This is a genomic window from Centipeda periodontii DSM 2778 (assembly GCF_000213975.1).
GTDB classification, from domain to species: Bacteria; Bacillota; Negativicutes; order Selenomonadales; family Selenomonadaceae; genus Centipeda; species Centipeda periodontii.
Genome location: NZ_GL892076.1, coordinates 2,321,926 through 2,339,253, shown reverse-complemented (window position 1 = coordinate 2,339,253; position 17,328 = coordinate 2,321,926). Strand labels below are relative to the sequence as shown.

The window sequence follows — 17,328 nt, the reverse complement described above, 5'->3', positions numbered from 1 at the left end:
TTATATTTTTCGGCGAAAAATGCGATTGAAGTCGAGCGAGTCATCGAGAAATACAGCGTAGAATCCACAGTGGATTTGCTGAGACTCATGCACGAGCCGGGACATACGGCAGAGATGCAGGAAAACCGCTTGTTCATCGACCAGGGAACGGATCATGAACGTATTTTCGTCCTGATGCGGGAGCCGTTCTTTTACATCATTGATCAAGGGAAGATGGTGCAGATGACAAAAGAACTGCCAAATTAAAGCGAAAATGAAAAAACATCGGAATCCAGAGCCTGTTTTTTTCGGTAGTATATACATTAGGGGAGACTAGATTAAAGAAGGAGTGTGTTTGACCTATGAAATCCAAGAAAGTAGTTGTGGCCGTCGGCGTGGCATTCGGCATTGCCGCCTCTTTCCTCGCCATGATCCCATCCAGTCATCGCTCGGAAGCTGCGATTGCGGTCATTGACAAAAAGAATATCGAGGAAGCGATCAAGACGGCAATCCAGACGGCGAAGATCCTGACAACGCAGGAAAAGGAGCTTGCGCTGATGGTTCTCAATGCCAAGAAAATTGGTCCGGTGGAGATTCAGAAAATCGTCGATACACAGCTTGGCCATCAGAAAAAGATGCTAGAGGAAAAGCTTGGTCAGAAAGGTGTCCTCGGACGAATCTATCGCGTTGCCACGAATGACCCCAATGCTGACCCCTTGGATATCGCATGGCGTGATCGCCTCGGCGATCTCCAATCCATCATCAACGGCAATACAACTGTGTACGACGGTATCATGAACGAGCGTCGTCGGCAGGAGACCCTCACAGAGACCTTCAAGGATGCGGCAAAATCGGCATAAAATACACAGCAGACGAATATGGACATTACAAAGTCTACACAACAGGCTCTCGAAAACTCCAACAAGGCAGAGGGAACCATGCGGGTTATGCAGGCAGGAAATGCAATCAATGCAAACAGCGTGATGGCACTGCTTCAGATAACCAAGATGTATAGTAACGCCGTTGCAGCCGAAGCATCGCACTATCAGGCAGAGAACATTCGCCGCGCCACGGTGGAGGCGAATCAGCAGAAATCGGCAGAGCGCAACATTGCAGCAGGACAGGCTGCTCTTGAGAGCATCAAGTCAAAAAAATGATGGGAGCATGAATGATGAAGCAAAAAATCCAAGCGTTATATCCTCACATAAAGCTCGGCATGGCACTCATGCTGGTTATCGTTCTGTTGGCGGATAGCAGTGTGGCATCTGCCGCAGGATTCAGCTCGGATATTGGTCTCAAAGCCGGAGACGGATCCTTTCAGAACAATCTTACGACCATTACCAACGGGATGTTTACGGCGGCGCGAATTATATCAACCATCATGATCGCACTCGCAGGGCTTATGATCGTATTCAATGTCGAGTCTGCGAATAAGACAACGTGGAATATTATTCTCGGCATTGGTCTCGCATTGAATTTCGGTACTGTCCTCATGAGTGCATACGGAGGATATGTCGGAGCGGGCGGCGATCAGGTGGCATTTGAGTATAAAATGCACGTCGATGCTGATAAGAACAGCAAATGGTATGACTTCCTGCAACCCTTTACACGGACATATATTGATTATACAAAATCCGGGGCTGTTGCCATCATACCGATTGCAGGAAAGCTGCTCATCGTATTGACCGCGATCTCTGCATCCATCAAAGTTTCGCTGGATCTCATCAGCGGAGATAAGATGAAATTCCTTGTCCAGACACTCCTCGAGACAGGGTTCTATCTCTTCCTCATCCTGAACTGGTATGGGCATGGAATTGACATCATGGGCAGCCTTTGCAACGGGTTTGAATCCATCGGCTATCATGCGGGAGGGTATACATCGGCAGATGGGGCACGCGGCAATTCTCTCATCGAGAATGCTGTCGCAATGTTCTCTACCGGCTATGGTGCTGCGGAAAAGGCATTTTCCATCAGGTCTCCCATCTCTTCACTTGTGACAATCCTTTGCCTGGTGGTCATGTTCATTCTGCTCCTTCTCGCCGGCTTGGAACTTCTCATGGCGAAGATCGAGTTCTTCACGATGGCGATGATCACCATCCTCCTGATTCCGTTCGTTGCACTTCCGCAGACGAAGTTCCTCTTCGAGAGGGCATTGGGGGCAATGTTCAACCTTGCCATCAAAGGCTCAGTCATTTCATTTCTCGCGGCAATGTCCAGTAAAATCCTTACGGACTACTGCGAGGAGTTCGCGAAGATCGCAACGGATGAAAGCTCCGGTGGAATCATCGGCAATATGCCGGTACTTATCCAGATGGTGGTCGTGAGCTTTCTCCTCTATCTTCTCATCAAGAAGATCCCGGAACTTGTACAGGGGCTTCTCAGCGGCTCTCCGTCGCTTTCCAGTGCAAGCATGACGCAGACGGCAAAGAATGTGACATCGACCGCGGTTGCCACCGGTGCTGCAGTCGCATCCGGAGGTGCAAGTGTCGCAGGAAATATGGCAAAAGCCGCTGCAAGCAGCTATGGCGCAGGTGGTGCTGCGGGTGGAGGTGGTATTGCCGGTCTTGCTCGTGCCGGAGCAAGTGCAATGAATACTGGGGCAGGTATGATGATGTCGGCCGCTGGAGGGGGGCTGTCTGATACTATGGGAAAAAGTACAGTAGGTCGTTCTGTCAATGCAGGAAGAGCCGCTGCTCAACGATATTTTGGAGTAGCCGAAGGACAACAAACGCCTACTGTAACAGGGCTTGCAGTGAGTGGTGGTAAAAGTGTTATAGGAGGAGCACTAAACGCAAGCGGTAGCATAGCATCAGGAGTTCGTGGTGCGACATCTGTTGCAAAGGACGTAGCAAGAGACATTTCTAAATACTCTCCAATTAAGTAAAATAAGGATTCTCAATCCACCAGCTGGATCGAGAATCCTTATTTATCTTGTTAGAGCAGATTTCTTTGCGATTTCTGCAATGAGCTCATTCTGCTTGTCATATTCTTTTTTGAGTTCATCATAGCGCTCTTTAAGCTCTTCGTATCGCCCTTCCAGTTCATGTAGTCTGGAAGTGTCTTCTTGATGCAGATATATTGATCCTAACATTGTTGTCAGCTTTGGTGCATATTGACTCATAATGCGATCAATATCTGTTGTTGCGAAGAACTTTATTAGATTGGAAAAATCGACTGTACCAGAGTCTCCTTTTTCAATATAGTCGCGAATTTCTTTTTCTTTTTTTTGTCGACGTTTTTCAGCTTCTTGCTGTTCAATGATCTTCCCACGCTCGTTGCACTCATCATTCCATTGTTTCAAACTGGAAAAGATACTCATGTGAATCACTCTCCTTGTATGTGGCATTCATATAATCTCAAGATAACTCGTCCTTTTCTTGGGCATAGAGCGGCTCGTAGGCTGTGAGGATATGCTCAACCAGCCGGTTGAGGTTCACACCGGTTTGTATTGCATGGATTGCCAGTGCTCGATGCAGTGCAGGGGTGATACGGATGTTGAAACTGCCCTTATACGGGGTTTCTGGGGCAACGTGATTGATCCTGCATTGTTCAAGGTACACATCGACCGCCTGATGAAAATTTTTGACCAATTCATCGGCTCTGACTGCCTGATAGGTGACTTTTTCCTGTATGCCGAGAACCCTGCCAAAGAGAAAACCATCTGTCTCCGAAATTTCTACGGAGCCGACATATTCCTTATACCGTAGAATATTCTTCATCGTCCACCTCCATCCTTTTTTATTTTACGAGATTCCTCTGGAAAACGCAACTATATGTAGTTGCCTGTTTTGAATGAAAATAGGAGGGGCATCATGAATATAGTTGCATTAAGCGGTCGTCTCGGAGCGGACATCATCGAGCATATTACGCAGAGCGGAACGTACGTCATTCATTTTCCGCTTGCAGTTCGAAAGAGCTTCAAGAGGGATGAAAAGGGAAATTATCCCGTCAACTATTTCCAGATCGAGGTATGGGGAGCGTTGGCAAAAACCTGCAAGGAGCACTTATCCAAGGGACAGCTTGTTAGTGTATCCGGTCGGTTGGACGCAAAGTCTTATGACGATAAAAATGGACAGAAGAGATACACGACGATGGTCGTTGCGAGCGCAGTGGATTTTCTGACGCCAAAACAGGCAACGATGGTTGATGCAAATGCACTCAATTCTATGGCAGCGGATCCAGAGGAGCTGATCCAGGAGGAGATGGGGGATGAATCTCTCTTTCGGCAAGTTATGTCTTCCGATGATGACGATATTCCATTTTGATCGCAGATCCTCTGACCCTCATTTGACCCCAAAAGTATTCAAAAAAAAGGAAAATATGGAGAACCTATAGAATAGAGAGAATGAAAGGGGTGGAGTAGATGGCAGAAGCAGATTGGCAGAAAATTGATCGTACAACGGAGGAGGGGAATCCGCGCCGCCCGGAGGGCGATGCGGGGCGCGCGATGCTCACACGCATGAACGAGAGTCACGCAAAGCTCGTGGAGTGGGGACTTTCGCACATTGACCTCAGCACGGACGATACGGTACTTGACATCGGCTGCGGCGGCGGCAATACGCTCGCGCGGATGGCGGAGCGCGTGACGAAGGGGCATCTCGTCGGCATCGACTACGCGGAGGCCTCGGTGGAGGCATCGCGAGCATTCAACGCGGAGCTCATCGAGGCAGGGCGTATGGAGATCCTGCACGGCTCGGTGGAACATCTCCCATTTGCGGATGGACATTTTGATGCGGTGGTGACGGTGGAGAGCTTCTATTTCTGGCCTTCGCCGGAGGAAAGCCTAAAGGAAGTCGCACGCGTCATACGGCGGGGCGGTACGTTCCTCCTCCTCGCGGAGATCTATGGGCGCGACGATCTGCCCGCAGGTATCCGTACGAAAATCGCAGACTATGATCTGACGAATCCGACGCCGGAGGAGTTCCGACGCCTCTTCCACGCGGCAGGCTTTCGCGTGGTCGCGCTGGATTTTAAAGAAGGTGAGTATTGGATTGCCGTGCGCGGGGAACGTTGACATAAAAAAAGACTGCATGCGCAGTCTTTTTTTATGCCGCTAGTTTTTTTGTTCTTGCACAAAGCGGATGAATTCATCCGTCTCCGCCTGCCCGTCAAGTTTTGCCGTATACATCTGGTTGCCCATTTGCGGCCACATCATCTCGGGCATGCGCTCGCACATGACGATCCTGCCCGCATAGCGGCGCAGGATTTCGTCGTGCGTGTGCACGTAGCGGTGGAAGTCGCGGCGGCTCGCGTACGCACAGTAGCAATGCTCGTTCCGATCGGGAAGGAGGCGGCGGTTCGCTGTAATCATATCCGCCCAGATCTCATAGACGTCGGTGGAGTGCGCGAAGTTCATCATGTCGGTCGTGTAGCCGCCTGCGGGGCGCATGTTGACCTCGAGTCCGACGAAGTCGCCGACCTTACCGAGCCCCGGCTTTGCCTTTGTCAGGCGGAAAAACTCGAGATGAACGAAGCGGCTGCGTACGTTGAACGCCTTGAGTGTGGCGCGCCCCGCCTTTTGGAGCGCACTGGGCACACGATCTGTCGTGTAATAGGAGAGGTCGAGCTGATAGAGGACGATGTCCATGACGGACGGCGGCCAGACGGTCATGGACTCGAAGATGGGATTCGAGTCCGCATCGACAATGGCATCGTAGGAACAGATGTCGCCCGTGATAAACTCCTCCATGACGTAGGGAACGGTGGGCTTCGATGCATAGAAATGCCGCAGCTCATCGGCATTGTCGATGCGGTAGGTGTCTGTGGCACCGACACCCGTATCGGGCTTGACAATGACGGGATAGCCGACCTCCGTAAGGAATTCCTCGCCAGCTTCGAGCGTCGTGACCTTTGTGAGGCGCGCAGTGGGGATGCCCGCCTTTTTGTAGAAGGGTTTCATGGCGGATTTGTTCTTGATGTGATCCATGTCGCAGCTTAGCCAGCCGGTGCGGATGTTGAAGTCCGTGCGCAGATGTGCATCACTCGCGAGCCAGTACTCGTTGTTCGACTCGAGCCAGTCGATGCGTCCGTATTTGAAGGTGAAAAATGCGACGGCACGCAGCATTTGATCGTAGTCAGCGAGTGAGGGAACAAAGTAGTATTCGGTCAGCGACTCGCGCACCTCATGCGCGAGCTGGTCGTAGGGGGTGTCACCGATGCCGAGGACGTTCACACCCTTCTTTTTCAGACGGTCGCAAAAGTTCCAGTAGACGCGCGGGAACTGCGGGGAAACAAAGATAAAGTTCATGCTCGTACCTCTTTCAAACCTCTTCGCGCAGGACGAACGGGAGGAAGTAGGTGAACTGCTTCTTCCACCAGTCCCAGTCATGATCGACATCGTAGCCCCAGAAATCGACCCATGCATGAATATCCTTGCTGTAGAGGACATCGCCCATGAGAGCGGTCGTGCGGCGTCCCTCTTCCTCCCAGCGGCCTTGCCCGACACATAGTACAATGCGCCGCCTATTGTAGAGGTCAATGTAGGGATGGTCACCGGGCATATTCCTGAGGAAATCGAGCGGCGAGTTGTCATAGAGTATGTCGTTCATCCAACCGTCGGTGAAGAACTTCGCGTCGTAGACGCCGGAGAGGGCGAGCACGCCGTCGAAGAGGTCGGGACGACGAAAGAAGACGATGGCGGCGTGCAGCCCGCCGAGACTGCAGCCTGCGGCAATCGGCAACCGCTTGCTTGTGTTCTCTTTGTGGATGCGCGGGACGACCTCGTCGATGATGTAGCCGTAGTACTGCTCTTGCCGACGCGCGCGCCACTCCTTGTCTCCCCAGATGTTCGACCATGTTTCAATGTCGACCGTGTCGACGCAAAAGAGCTGAATCCGCCCGCTTCTCAGATCCTCTGCCATCGCCTCGATCATGCCGAAGTTCTCGAAGTTGTCACTCATCGCATCCTGCGTCGGAAAGACAAGGATGGGAACGCCGCTTGCCTTCCCGTAGGTACGTATATTCATCATACGGTCGAGCCGCTTGCTGTGCCAGTTGATTTCTTTACAGTTTGTCATAAAGTCCTCCCTGAATTTACATGTGATAATTATACTCTAACGAATCTGTTCTGTTTTGTCAATTGCGAGTCCTATTTATTGTAGGAACACGGAAGACAAAGAAGATGACGTGCAGCGTCCACATAATGCCGATTGCGATGCGCGCGTGCGGATGGTCGGTCAGGAGAAAGGAGATACCCATGAGCGTCGTGACAGGGAGCATGATGCGCAGCTTCTGTGCGATCGTCATGCCGCGTCTCCCGTTTCGTATGAGGATCATGGTCTGACGATAGATCTTTGTCGTGCGCAGCCATGCATCCATGCGGCGCGAGCCGCGCGCAAAGCAGAACGCGGCGAGCAGAACGAAGGGGACGGTCGGCAGGATCGGCAGAAACGCGCCGAGGATGCCGAGACCGAGACTGATGAGTCCGAGCAGGACAAAGAGAAATTTTTTGAATATCATAGATTTCCCTCTAAAATATAGATAACTTTTATCAAGAAGAATACCATGTGCGGACAAAAATGGCAACGCGACATTTTGCTGTTTTTTCGATTTGTGCTATAATATGAGATGGTTTTTTAGGGACTCCTGATTCATACAGGAATTTCGGGATTGGAGAGGGATGAGACGAATATATGATTCGAATGAAAAATGTCTCAAAGATATATGATAACGGCGTCGTTGCGCTCGATCATGTGAACATCGAGATCGGCAAGGGCGAGTTCATCTTCGTTGTCGGTGTGAGCGGCGCGGGGAAGTCCACATTCATCAAGATGCTCTTTCGCGAGGAACTGCCAACGGAGGGGGAGCTCTTCGTCAATGGACACGATGTCGTCAACATGGATTTGAAGGATGTTCCGTATCTCCGTCGTGGGCTGGGAGTCATCTTTCAGGACTATCGTCTGCTCTCTGACAAGACGGTCTATGAGAATGTAGCGTTCGCAATGCGTGTCATTGAGGCGCCGCGGCAGATGATCCAGCGCCGCGTGAATGCCGTACTCGACGTGGTCGGACTGCGCGACAAATACCGTAATTTCCCCTCGCAGCTCTCGGGCGGCGAACAGCAGCGCGTGGCGATTGCGCGCGCGATTGTGAACGATCCCGCGATCCTCATCGCGGATGAGCCGACGGGCAATCTCGACCCCGAGACGAGCTGGGACATTATGGACATCTTTAAACGCGTCAATGGGACTGGTACAACAATTGTTATGGCAACCCATGACAAGAACATTGTCGATACGATGCAGCGCCGTGTGATTGCGATCGAGGGCGGGCACATTGTGCGCGACGAGCAGCGTGGAGGATATGGATATGAAGATTAGAACCGCCGAATACTATGTGCAGGAGGTCTTTCGCTCCCTGCGCCGCAACAATTGGATGACGTTTGCGGCGGTCGGTACGGTCGCGGTTTCACTCTTCATCCTCGGCGTCTTCCTCATCCTCGCGCTGAACATGAACCGCGCGGCATCGATGCTTGAGTCACAGGTGCAGATCAGTGTTTATATGAAGGACGACCTTGCGGAGGAAGACGAGGAGGAGCTCGGGGCAAAGATTCGCGGCCTGCAGGGCATCGAGTCCGTCACCTATGTGAGCCGTGAGGAGGCGCGCAAGCGGCTCTCTGAGCGTCTCGGCGAGCAGAAGTATCTGTTGGACGCACTCGGTGACAAGAACCCACTTCCGAACGCATATGAGGTGACCGTGCGTCAGCCGGATATGGTGAATACAGCGGCGAAGCAGATCGAGCGTATGGACGGTGTTGAGTCGGCAAAATACGGGCAGGATGTTGTGGAACACCTCTTTGATATTACACGCCTCGTGCGTATTTTCGGCGTTCTCCTCATCGTCCTGCTCGGCGGTGCGACCGTTTTCATCATTGCGAATACGATACGCCTGACGGTCTTCGCACGGCGCCGTGAGATTGCAATCATGAAATACGTCGGCGCAACGGATGAGTTTATCCGCTGGCCGTTCGTGCTTGAGGGCATTGTGCTCGGCTGCATCGGCGGTATGATCTCGGCATTCGTTCTGCGCAGCTTCTACGCGGGTGTCACGAACAAGGTATACGATACACTGGCGTTTTTCCCGCTCATTCCGCAGTCGCCGTTCATGACGTACGTGAGCGTTGTCATCGTGCTGCTCGGCATGGCGATCGGGGCGGCGGGCGCATGGGTGTCGCTCAAGCGTTTCTTGAAAGTGTAACAGTCTATGAAACAATCGATGAAAAAGATTCTAGCAGCGGCGCTTGCCGCTACGTTCCTCGCTGTGGGGCAGGGGGCGGCAGCGACACTTGAGGAGGAGCGTGACAGCTACGACGCGCAGGTGCAGGAGCTCGGGCGGCAGAGCGATGAGCTTGCGGGCAAAATCGACTCGCTCTCCGAACAGAAGCGTATTCTGGACGAACAGGCGGATGCGGCAATCGCTGAGCACAAGGCACGCCGCGCCGAGCTCGATGCAACCCTCGAACGACTTGAGGAGAACGAGGAAAAACTTGTGGTCACGGAGCGTGACTATGACCGTAAGAGTGAGGTGCTGGGGCGGCGCGTGCGCGATATTTACATCAACGGACAGATCTCATACGTCGATGTACTCTTTGGTGCAAAGGATTTTTCGGACTTCCTGACGCGCATGGATCTCCTCAAGCGCGTCATCAAGCAGGACTATGATCTCGTACATGAGGTGCTCAACGAGCGCAATGCAATGCGCGCACTCAAGGAGGAGCTCGAGAAGGATCGCGCGGCACAGGAGCCGCTCGAGAAGAAGGCGCGTGAGGCACGGCTTGCGATGGAAGATAAGATCGAGGCACAGCAGGCGCTCATCGACCAGATGAAGTATGACAAGGCAACGATCGACCGCAAGCAGGACGAGTCCCGCGCGGCATCGGAACGCATCACGCGCATGCTGCAGCGTAGCAGTCTGAGTAATCTCCCCGTACAGGGATCGGGCGCGATGATCTGGCCGCTCGCGGGATCGATCACATCGGATTTCGGTTGGCGCACGCATCCGATCACGGGGGCGCAGCGTTTCCACAGCGGCGTCGACATTGGCGGCGACTACGGTGATCCGATCTATGCGGCGCAGGCGGGGACGGTCGAGTATGCAGGCTGGATCTCGGGTTACGGTAACGCCGTCATCATCAATCACGGCGGTGGAATCTCAACGCTGTACGGACACTGTCAGGCGCTTGACGTAAGCACCGGGCAGAGTGTCGCGCAGGGTGAGCTGATTGCCGAGTGCGGCTCGACGGGCAACTCCACGGGCCCGCACTGCCACTTTGAAGTGCGCGTCAACGGCGAGCCGGTCAACCCGCTTGCCTACTTATAAACGAAAGGGCATATGAACAGAAAAAAACTCATTTCCATCGTCATCCTGTCCGCACTCCTCGGGAGCATGCTGACCGTCTTCGCGGTGGGCGCCTTCCTGCGCTCGACGGGGCTGTATGCGGATGATGCCCTGCGCTTTTTCGGCGTGATGAAATTCATTCAGGCGCGCTACGTCAACGCACCGAATACGACCGCGCTCATCGACGGTGCGATTGAGGGCATGGTTGCATCGCTTAAGGACCCACACTCCGTCTACATGCCGCCCTCGATGTTCAAGGAACTGCGTCAGCACACGGAGGGCTCATTCGGCGGCATTGGCGTGACGATGGGATTCAAGGACAATGTTGTAAAGATCATCTCCGTGCTTGAGGGCACGCCGGGTGAGGCGGCAGGACTTCGCGCGGGCGATGAGATCCTCGCCGTGGACGGTACGCCGACGAGCGAGATGCAAAATGAGGAGGTCGCCCTGCGCATCCGCGGCGAGGCGGGGACGCAAGTTGTCCTGCGCATTCTGCGCGATGGTGCAGAGCAGGAGTATACAATTACGCGTGACGTTATACAGGTGGCGTCTGTGCGCGGTACGATGGTTGAGGGCACAACGATCGGTTACATTCGTATTGGCTCTTTTGCCGAGCACACGGGTGAGGAATTTTCGCGTGAGATGAGCCGCCTCGGCGGCGAGGGCATGACCGCGCTCATCATCGACCTGCGCGAGAACCCCGGCGGGCTGATCACGAGCTGTGTCGCGGTCGCTGAGCAAGTCGTCCCTGCGGGCAGGATTGTTTCTGTCATTGACCGCGATGGCGGCGAGGAGGTCTATCGCTCCTCGCTCGGCGAGCGGAAATATCCCCTTGCTGTGCTCATCGACGAGAACAGTGCGAGCGCCTCGGAGATTCTCGCGGGAGCTCTGCAGGATACGGGCGCGGGCACGATCATCGGTACGACCTCCTATGGAAAGGGGTCTGTGCAGGCGGTGATTCCGCTGTTCCACGAGGACGGGCTGAAACTCACGATCGCAAAGTATGTGACGCCGAACGGTCGCTCCATCGACGGCACGGGCATCACCCCCGATATCGTCGTTGCGCGCAGCCCACAGGACACGAGCGATGTGCAGTTCGAGGCAGCAAAAAAATACTTGGAGGAGCATCCGTCTCTCTAAGGAAAAAATAATAACCCTCTAAGAGGGACTTAGCGCCCCTGCGTTAGCATGGGCGCATTGTTATATGGACGAAATGCCTAAGGAAGCACTGATAAATTCAGCACTGCCATCTTGATGCATCTGTTTTCGCCCTGCCTGTGTCGACAAATCCTCCACATAGCCTTTGCTATGCGTCCGGTTTGTCTCCTTGGCAGGACAAAAAATCTGCACCAATCTGACAGACTTCATTTTATCAGCGATTCCCTAATTTAGGAGGACTTTATGGTTTATCAACGGCGCAGAAGATGCTGTCACCGTGCGTTTGCCGCACTCGCGTTGAGCACGGTACTCTCTCTGCCGCTTCCCGCACATGCGATGAGTATCACCCTCGCCGAGGCGATTGATCGGGCGCTCTCTGCAAATACGGGACTGCGCGTCACGCAGGCGGGCGAGCGGTCGGCAGATGCCGCGCTGAAACAGGCGCGCGGCAAGAACAGCATCTCTGCAGAGGCGAGTGATACACTGCGCACGAGCAAGGCGAGAGACGAGGATGCACAGACGAGCAATTCGCTCAGCGTCTCGGCTCGTCTGCCACTCTACAGCGGCGGCGCGAATGAGGCGAATATCGCCTCGGGTGAGATCGGTGCGCGTGCTGCACGCTTCACGACCGAGCGCGCGCGTGAGGATCTGAAATACGAGGTGATCGCCGCCTACTGGAACGCCGTGGAGGCAGCCAAGAAGATCGAGGTGCAGCGTGACACGGTGAATAAATACGACGCGCATCTGAAGAATGTCACGGCGCTCTATGATGCAGGCGCACAGGCAAAAATTGATGTACTCCGCTCATCCGTAGAACTCTCGAACGCACGGCAGGAACTCATTCGAGCAGAGAATACCTATGAGGTGAATGTTGCGACACTGCGCAATTTGATGAACATTGACCGTGCAGAGCCGCTGACACTCACGACGGAGGTCATCTATCAGCCGTTTGAGACTTCGATGGACGATACAATTTCCTATGCGCATCGCAACCGCCTCGATCTTGAGGTGACGCGTGCGAAACTGCGTCAGCGTGAACTTGCCGTTGAAAGTGCACGGGCAGGGAAGAAACCTACCGTCAGTCTCACCCTCGGTACGGGGCTCACGAGTCAGTTCCGTCCGCGTCATGATACGGGTTCGGATGTGTCCGCCTCGGTCGGCGTCAGCTGGAATATCTTTGACAGCGGCGTCACGCGCGGTGCGATTGAGGCGGCGGAGGCGGAGCGCGACACCGCACTGCTGAACGTGAAAAAGGAGGAGGAGGCGATCGACCTCGACCTCCGCAAGGCATACCTCAACATGCGTGAGGCGGAAAAGCGCTTTTCCTCGACGGGGGATGCGGTCAAACAGGCACGCGAGGACTACTACATTGCGAATGAGCGCTATCGCGCGGGCGAGGGCATCCTGCTCGATATCATTGACGCGCAGACGGCGCTCGCATCTGCCGAGACGAATGCCATCAGTGCACGCTATGACTATGCACGCTGCCGTGCGCAGGTCGAGAATTTGATGGGGGTGGCGCTGACGGACAGCGAGCGCGCGGCAGCGGAGGGGCTTCCCACCGTGACCGCTGAGGAGCGTGCGGCGGCACAGGCAGCATACATTGAGGGCGGTACGGATGCTGCGGCGAAGGCGGTGGAGTAAATGAAACGAAGGACAATCATCGGCATCGGTGTACTGGCGGCGGTGTTGATCGCGGGCGGCGTGTATTGGTACATGGAATCGAGTGCGGCGGAAAAGATGGCACAGACCGTCGAGACGGTGACAGTGCAGCGTATGGACATCAAGTCGACTGTCGAGGCGACGGGGACGATCCGCCCCGTGGACTCGGTGGAGGTCAGCTCGAAGATTACGGCGCGCATCAGCTCCGTTCTCGTCAAGGAGAACGATACCGTCACGGCGGGGCAGGTGGTTGCAACGCTCGATGGGAAGGACTATGAGGCGAAACGCGATCAGGCGCAGTATCGCGTGACGAATACGCGCGCAAAGTACAACCGTATGAGCTACCTTGAGAGCATCGGCGCGAAGTCCAAATCCGATCTTGAGGATGCGGAATACAACTACGATACGGCACAGTCGACCCTTGAAGAAGCAAACTCCGATGCGAATGAGACGATCATCACCGCACCAATTTCGGGCGTTGTCGTCGGCGAGCCAAAGACAGCAGGGACAATGGCGGTGCAGGGCTCGGACAATCCGACCGTCATCATGCGCATCGCTGACCTCTCGAAGAAGCAGATCAAGGCGAAGGTGGACGAGACCGACATCGGCAATATCCGTATCGGGCAGGAGGCGACGTTTACCGTCGATGCCTTTACGGATAAGAAATTTACGGCACGCGTCTCGAAGATCTCGCAGACCGACGTGACGAACAGTTGGGATACAAGTTCGTCCGCCTCGTCCGCCGCATCGGGTACGAGCGTCATCTACTACTATGTGACGCTCGATGTGGACGATCCGGAGAATCTCCTGCTGCCCGCGATGACGGCACGCGTCGTCATCAACACAGCGGATCGCAACGATGCGCTTGTCGTACCGCTCTCCACGCTCAAGACGGACGCAGCGGGATCCTATGTCCTCGTCCTGCAGGAGGATGGCACGCAGGAGACGCGCTACGTCGAGACGGGCATCTACAGCGATGAATACGTCGAGATCCTTTCGGGGCTCAGCGAGGGCGAGCGCGTCGTCAGCACCTACACGGCAAAGGTCGTTCCGATGAGTATGCACGCGGGCGGACCGCCGCCGTTCTGATGCAGAGGTGATCGCAGTGGAACAGAAAATACCGACCATCCGTCTGCATGGGATCCGCAAGCTCTACCGGATCGGCGGCGAGACGCTTGCTGCACTGGACGGCATCGACCTCGAGATCGGGCGCGGCGAGTTTGCCGCGCTCATGGGTCCGTCCGGTTCCGGAAAATCCACGCTTATGAACATCCTCGGCTGCCTGGATCGACCGAGCGAAGGATCGTACAAACTCGACGGCGCGGAGGTCGCAGGTCTCAGTGATGATGCCCTTGCTGCGACGCGCAATAAGAAGATCGGCTTCGTCTTTCAGAATTTCAACCTGCTCCCGCGCATTTCCGCGCTCGACAACGTCGCCCTGCCCCTCGTCTATGCAGGTGTTGGGCGACGCGAGCGCATGGAGCGGGCACAGGAGATGCTTGCCGCCGTGGGGCTTTCTGATCGTGGGGCGCATCTGCCGAACGAACTCTCGGGCGGTCAGCGTCAGCGTGTCGCAATAGCCCGTGCCCTCGTCAACGACCCGCATATCATCATGGCGGATGAGCCGACGGGCAATCTCGATACGAAGTCCACGAAGGAGATCATGGATATCTTTGTGCGTATGCACGAGAAGGGACACACGATCATCCTCGTCACGCACGAACCGGAGATCGCCCTGCGCGCGAGTCGTCAGCTGCTCGTCCGCGATGGCAGGATCACGCGCGATGAGGGGAAGGGGGTGGTGATGGATGTTGTTTAAGGAATGCTTCGGCATGGCGGTGAACGCCCTGCTCGCGAACAAGCTCCGCTCCCTCCTCACCATGCTCGGCATCATCATCGGCGTGGGCGCGGTCATTGCCATGGTCTCCATCGGTATGGGCGTGCGTACGAGCGTTGCGGACTCCTTTGCGAGCCTCGGTTCGAACATGCTTATCGTTATGCCCGGCTCCGCGAATACAGGCGGTGTGCGCGGCAAGGCGGGCTCACGCAAGTCGCTGAAATACGATGATGCCAAGGCGATTGAGAGCAAGATCAAAGGGATTGACTACGTATCCCCCTCGGTCTCCGGTGCCTATCAGGTCGTGAACGGGAATCTCAACTGGAATACGACAGTGGAGGGAGTCTCGCCGGAGCTGATGCAGATCCGCTCTCTCAAAGTCGAGAACGGGTCTTTTATCACAGCAAACGATATGGCAAAGCGCAGTCGTGTCGCCGTCATCGGACCGACCGTCGCCTCCAATCTCTTTGGGACGGAGAACCCCATCGGCAAGAACATCCGCATCCACAATCAGCCGTTCAAGGTCATCGGACTGACGGCGGAGAAGGGGCAGTCCATCGGGCAGGATCAGGACGACGTGATCTATATCCCAATCACGACGGCACAGGAGCGTATGCTTGCCATTACATATGTCCAAGCCATCAGCATACAGGTATCGAGTCCCGAGCGGATGAATCAGGTGCAGGCAGACGTTGAGAATCTGCTGCGTCAGCGGCACCACATTCATCACGGAGCAGAGGACGATTTCACCGTTCGCAATATGACGAGCCTCATGGAGAGCTTTACAGAAAATACAAATATGCTCACGCTGCTCCTCGGATCGATTGCGGGCATCTCGCTGCTTGTCGGAGGCATCGGCATCATGAACATCATGATGGTCTCTGTCACTGAGCGCACGCGCGAGATCGGCATCCGCAAGGCACTCGGCGCGACATCCTCGAATGTGCTCATGCAGTTCATGATCGAGTCCATGGTCATCGGCATCGTCGGTGGCGTGATCGGCATCACGCTCGGCGTTTCGCTCTCCAAACTGATTGGTTCGTTTGGCGGGCTTACCACCACCATCGAGTTCCTGCCGATCCTCGTCTCCTTCTCCTTTGCCGTCGGCATCGGTCTCTTCTTCGGCATCTACCCCGCCCGCAAGGCGGCGCGGCTGGATCCGATTGATGCGCTGCGGTATGAGTGAGATTCCTCAACAAATGCGAAAAGCCCACAACGGAAATACTCCGCTGTGGACTTTTTTGTTCGTGTTTACTTATTGATAATCAGCGCCATAAAGACGAGATCCTCGGTCTCGGAGGCGTTGGCAATGGCGTGTACCTCTCCGTCGCCGCAGAACGTCGTCGTACCGGGACCAATCTCGATTTCCGTGCCGTTGTCGTTGTAACGTGCGCGTCCGGAGAGAATGTAATAGGTCTCCGTATTGCCCTCGTGTTTGTGCACGCCCATCGACGCGTGCGGCGGGATCGTCACGCGCGCGTACATCGCGCATTTGCCATCGAGTTCGGTCGGACGGAGGAGCTTTTGAATGTGGATTGTACCGTTTCCGCCAAAGCGCTTCTCGGCATCGATGTGCTCGGATTCGATGATTGCCATGAATAAACTCTCCTTTGTAATTTGACACAGATTTTGATAGAATGAACGAAGAAGCGCGCAGAAAAACGTGCTTCGTTATATATTCTAAATATTCGCGACGGAAGCGTATTTTCCTTTTTTGTAATTAGGGAATCGCTGATAAATTGGTGAAAGGATGTTGACGCTCCTATCTGCACACCGTATAATTTGTGATGGGAGGCGGTTGGGATGCCGATGACTGCGAGGCAAATGATACGGCTGCTGGAGAAGAATGGATTTTGCAAAGCCGTATCAAGTTCCGGATCGCATCAAAAGATGTGGAATCCACTGACACGAAAAACAACAGTTGTTCCGATTCACGCGGGTACATTGGGGAAGGGATTGGAGCATAAGATTTTGAAACAGGCAGGTCTTATATAGCAATGGATTCTTGGAATCATCCTGTTTGGAGGAGTGGATGGAAATGAAGCATTATTATCCGGCGGTGTTCGAGACTGCCGAAGAGGGCGGTTATACTGTGACAGTCCCCGATATTGAGGGATGCTTCACGGAGGGAAGAACCTTGGAACAGGCGATGTGGATGGCGCAGGATGCGATCGGATGTATGCTTGAGGGGGTGTCGGAAAGAGATTATCCACCTGCGCGTAACGTCAACGACATTGACACCTCTGCATATACCGATTGCTTTGTTACGCTCGTGGAGTTTGACCGACAAATCTATGAGAGACGGTGTCGAGACATAGCTATTGCGCGCGAGCAGCTTGCAGCACTGGCATAGAGAT

21 protein-coding genes and 2 pseudogenes are annotated in these 17,328 nt (G+C 54.5%); 16 read left to right on the top strand and 7 right to left on the bottom strand.

The window, feature by feature from the left end; translation table 11 throughout:
• The 4 genes and pseudogenes from HMPREF9081_RS10690 to HMPREF9081_RS10680 form a co-directional block, all read left to right on the top strand.
• Window positions 1-246: pseudogene (locus HMPREF9081_RS10690) on the top strand (hypothetical protein); the annotation flags it as partial.
• Window positions 247-341: 95 nt separating this feature from the next.
• The gene (locus HMPREF9081_RS14620) at window positions 342-839 is read left to right on the top strand and encodes a hypothetical protein (protein ID WP_006307330.1); all 498 of its coding nucleotides are present in this window, start codon (window positions 342-344) and stop codon (window positions 837-839) included.
• 18 nt (window positions 840-857) lie between these two features.
• Window positions 858-1,136 carry a hypothetical protein gene (locus tag HMPREF9081_RS14615; RefSeq protein WP_006307329.1) on the top strand — a complete coding sequence of 93 codons (279 nt, stop codon included), beginning with the start codon at window positions 858-860 and terminating at the stop codon, window positions 1,134-1,136.
• 14 nt (window positions 1,137-1,150) lie between these two features.
• Window positions 1,151-2,863 carry a type IV secretion system protein gene (locus HMPREF9081_RS10680; RefSeq protein WP_245529888.1) on the top strand — a complete coding sequence of 571 codons (1,713 nt, stop codon included), beginning with the start codon at window positions 1,151-1,153 and terminating at the stop codon, window positions 2,861-2,863.
• A 42-nt stretch (window positions 2,864-2,905) separates the two neighbouring features.
• On the opposite strand, the gene HMPREF9081_RS10675 is transcribed toward HMPREF9081_RS10680, so the two are convergent.
• Both HMPREF9081_RS10675 and HMPREF9081_RS10670 read right to left on the bottom strand, forming a co-directional pair.
• Complete coding sequence (locus HMPREF9081_RS10675; protein WP_006307327.1) at window positions 2,906-3,298, bottom strand: hypothetical protein; 393 nt, start codon at window positions 3,296-3,298, stop codon at window positions 2,906-2,908.
• 37 nt (window positions 3,299-3,335) lie between these two features.
• On the bottom strand, window positions 3,336-3,698 hold the full coding sequence (locus tag HMPREF9081_RS10670) for a type II toxin-antitoxin system HicB family antitoxin (protein ID WP_006307326.1): 363 nt from the start codon (window positions 3,696-3,698) through the stop codon (window positions 3,336-3,338).
• 93 nt (window positions 3,699-3,791) lie between these two features.
• Between HMPREF9081_RS10670 and HMPREF9081_RS10665 the strand changes: the two genes are divergently transcribed.
• On the top strand, window positions 3,792-4,244 hold the full coding sequence (locus HMPREF9081_RS10665) for a single-stranded DNA-binding protein (RefSeq protein ID WP_006307325.1): 453 nt from the start codon (window positions 3,792-3,794) through the stop codon (window positions 4,242-4,244).
• Between the two features lie 98 nt (window positions 4,245-4,342).
• A complete protein-coding gene (locus tag HMPREF9081_RS10660) occupies window positions 4,343-4,993 on the top strand; it encodes a class I SAM-dependent methyltransferase (RefSeq protein WP_006307324.1) in 651 nt (216 codons plus the stop codon).
• 39 nt (window positions 4,994-5,032) lie between these two features.
• Here the strand turns inward: HMPREF9081_RS10660 and HMPREF9081_RS10655 are convergent, their stop codons facing one another.
• From HMPREF9081_RS10655 to HMPREF9081_RS10645, 3 genes are read right to left on the bottom strand one after another with little or no spacing between them, the layout of a single operon-like run.
• Complete coding sequence (locus tag HMPREF9081_RS10655; RefSeq protein WP_006307323.1) at window positions 5,033-6,226, bottom strand: ATP-grasp domain-containing protein; 1,194 nt, start codon at window positions 6,224-6,226, stop codon at window positions 5,033-5,035.
• Window positions 6,227-6,239: 13 nt separating this feature from the next.
• Window positions 6,240-6,995: an esterase family protein gene (locus HMPREF9081_RS10650; protein WP_006307322.1), complete on the bottom strand. Its 756-nt coding sequence runs from the start codon at window positions 6,993-6,995 to the stop codon at window positions 6,240-6,242.
• 58 nt (window positions 6,996-7,053) lie between these two features.
• Window positions 7,054-7,437 (bottom strand): YbaN family protein, encoded by a 384-nt coding sequence (locus HMPREF9081_RS10645; protein ID WP_006307321.1) that lies wholly within the window; start codon window positions 7,435-7,437, stop codon window positions 7,054-7,056.
• A 173-nt stretch (window positions 7,438-7,610) separates the two neighbouring features.
• Between HMPREF9081_RS10645 and ftsE the strand changes: the two genes are divergently transcribed.
• From ftsE to HMPREF9081_RS10625, 4 genes are read left to right on the top strand one after another with little or no spacing between them, the layout of a single operon-like run.
• Entirely contained in the window at window positions 7,611-8,297 is a 687-nt protein-coding gene (gene ftsE / locus HMPREF9081_RS10640) for a cell division ATP-binding protein FtsE (RefSeq protein WP_006307320.1), read from the top strand.
• Window positions 8,287-9,174 (top strand): permease-like cell division protein FtsX, encoded by an 888-nt coding sequence (gene ftsX, locus HMPREF9081_RS10635; RefSeq protein WP_040395093.1) that lies wholly within the window; start codon window positions 8,287-8,289, stop codon window positions 9,172-9,174. Before ftsE ends, ftsX begins: the two co-directional genes overlap by 11 nt.
• Window positions 9,175-9,180: 6 nt before the next feature.
• On the top strand, window positions 9,181-10,296 hold the full coding sequence (locus HMPREF9081_RS10630; RefSeq protein ID WP_006307318.1) for a murein hydrolase activator EnvC family protein: 1,116 nt from the start codon (window positions 9,181-9,183) through the stop codon (window positions 10,294-10,296).
• A 12-nt stretch (window positions 10,297-10,308) separates the two neighbouring features.
• Window positions 10,309-11,454: a S41 family peptidase gene (locus tag HMPREF9081_RS10625; RefSeq protein ID WP_006307317.1), complete on the top strand. Its 1,146-nt coding sequence runs from the start codon at window positions 10,309-10,311 to the stop codon at window positions 11,452-11,454.
• Between the two features lie 77 nt (window positions 11,455-11,531).
• On the opposite strand, the pseudogene HMPREF9081_RS14765 reads toward HMPREF9081_RS10625, so the two are convergent.
• Window positions 11,532-11,682 (bottom strand): annotated as a pseudogene (locus tag HMPREF9081_RS14765) (secretion protein HlyD).
• A gap of 33 nt (window positions 11,683-11,715) precedes the next feature.
• Here HMPREF9081_RS14765 and HMPREF9081_RS10620 point away from each other — a divergent pair.
• Genes HMPREF9081_RS10620 through HMPREF9081_RS10605 form a run of 4 tightly spaced genes read left to right on the top strand, consistent with a single transcriptional unit; the run spans window position 11,716 to window position 16,157 of the window.
• The gene (locus tag HMPREF9081_RS10620; protein WP_040395092.1) at window positions 11,716-13,116 is read left to right on the top strand and encodes a TolC family protein; all 1,401 of its coding nucleotides are present in this window, start codon (window positions 11,716-11,718) and stop codon (window positions 13,114-13,116) included.
• Window positions 13,117-14,223, top strand: coding sequence for an efflux RND transporter periplasmic adaptor subunit (locus HMPREF9081_RS10615; RefSeq protein WP_006307314.1), 1,107 nt, complete (start codon window positions 13,117-13,119; stop codon window positions 14,221-14,223).
• 16 nt (window positions 14,224-14,239) lie between these two features.
• Window positions 14,240-14,953 (top strand): ABC transporter ATP-binding protein, encoded by a 714-nt coding sequence (locus HMPREF9081_RS10610; RefSeq protein ID WP_040395089.1) that lies wholly within the window; start codon window positions 14,240-14,242, stop codon window positions 14,951-14,953.
• On the top strand, window positions 14,943-16,157 hold the full coding sequence (locus HMPREF9081_RS10605) for an ABC transporter permease (RefSeq protein WP_006307312.1): 1,215 nt from the start codon (window positions 14,943-14,945) through the stop codon (window positions 16,155-16,157). The genes HMPREF9081_RS10610 and HMPREF9081_RS10605 overlap by 11 nt, the downstream gene beginning before the upstream one ends.
• 65 nt (window positions 16,158-16,222) lie before the next feature.
• Here HMPREF9081_RS10605 and HMPREF9081_RS10600 read toward each other — a convergent pair whose 3' ends face one another.
• On the bottom strand, window positions 16,223-16,567 hold the full coding sequence (locus tag HMPREF9081_RS10600) for a cupin domain-containing protein (protein ID WP_006307311.1): 345 nt from the start codon (window positions 16,565-16,567) through the stop codon (window positions 16,223-16,225).
• A 207-nt stretch (window positions 16,568-16,774) separates the two neighbouring features.
• Here HMPREF9081_RS10600 and HMPREF9081_RS10595 point away from each other — a divergent pair, with 207 nt between their 5' ends.
• Complete coding sequence (locus HMPREF9081_RS10595) at window positions 16,775-16,966, top strand: type II toxin-antitoxin system HicA family toxin (RefSeq protein WP_006307307.1); 192 nt, start codon at window positions 16,775-16,777, stop codon at window positions 16,964-16,966.
• Between the two features lie 43 nt (window positions 16,967-17,009).
• Window positions 17,010-17,324, top strand: a complete 315-nt coding sequence (locus tag HMPREF9081_RS10590; RefSeq protein WP_154647320.1) for a type II toxin-antitoxin system HicB family antitoxin — start codon at window positions 17,010-17,012, stop codon at window positions 17,322-17,324.
• Window positions 17,325-17,328: the final 4 nt, after the last annotated feature.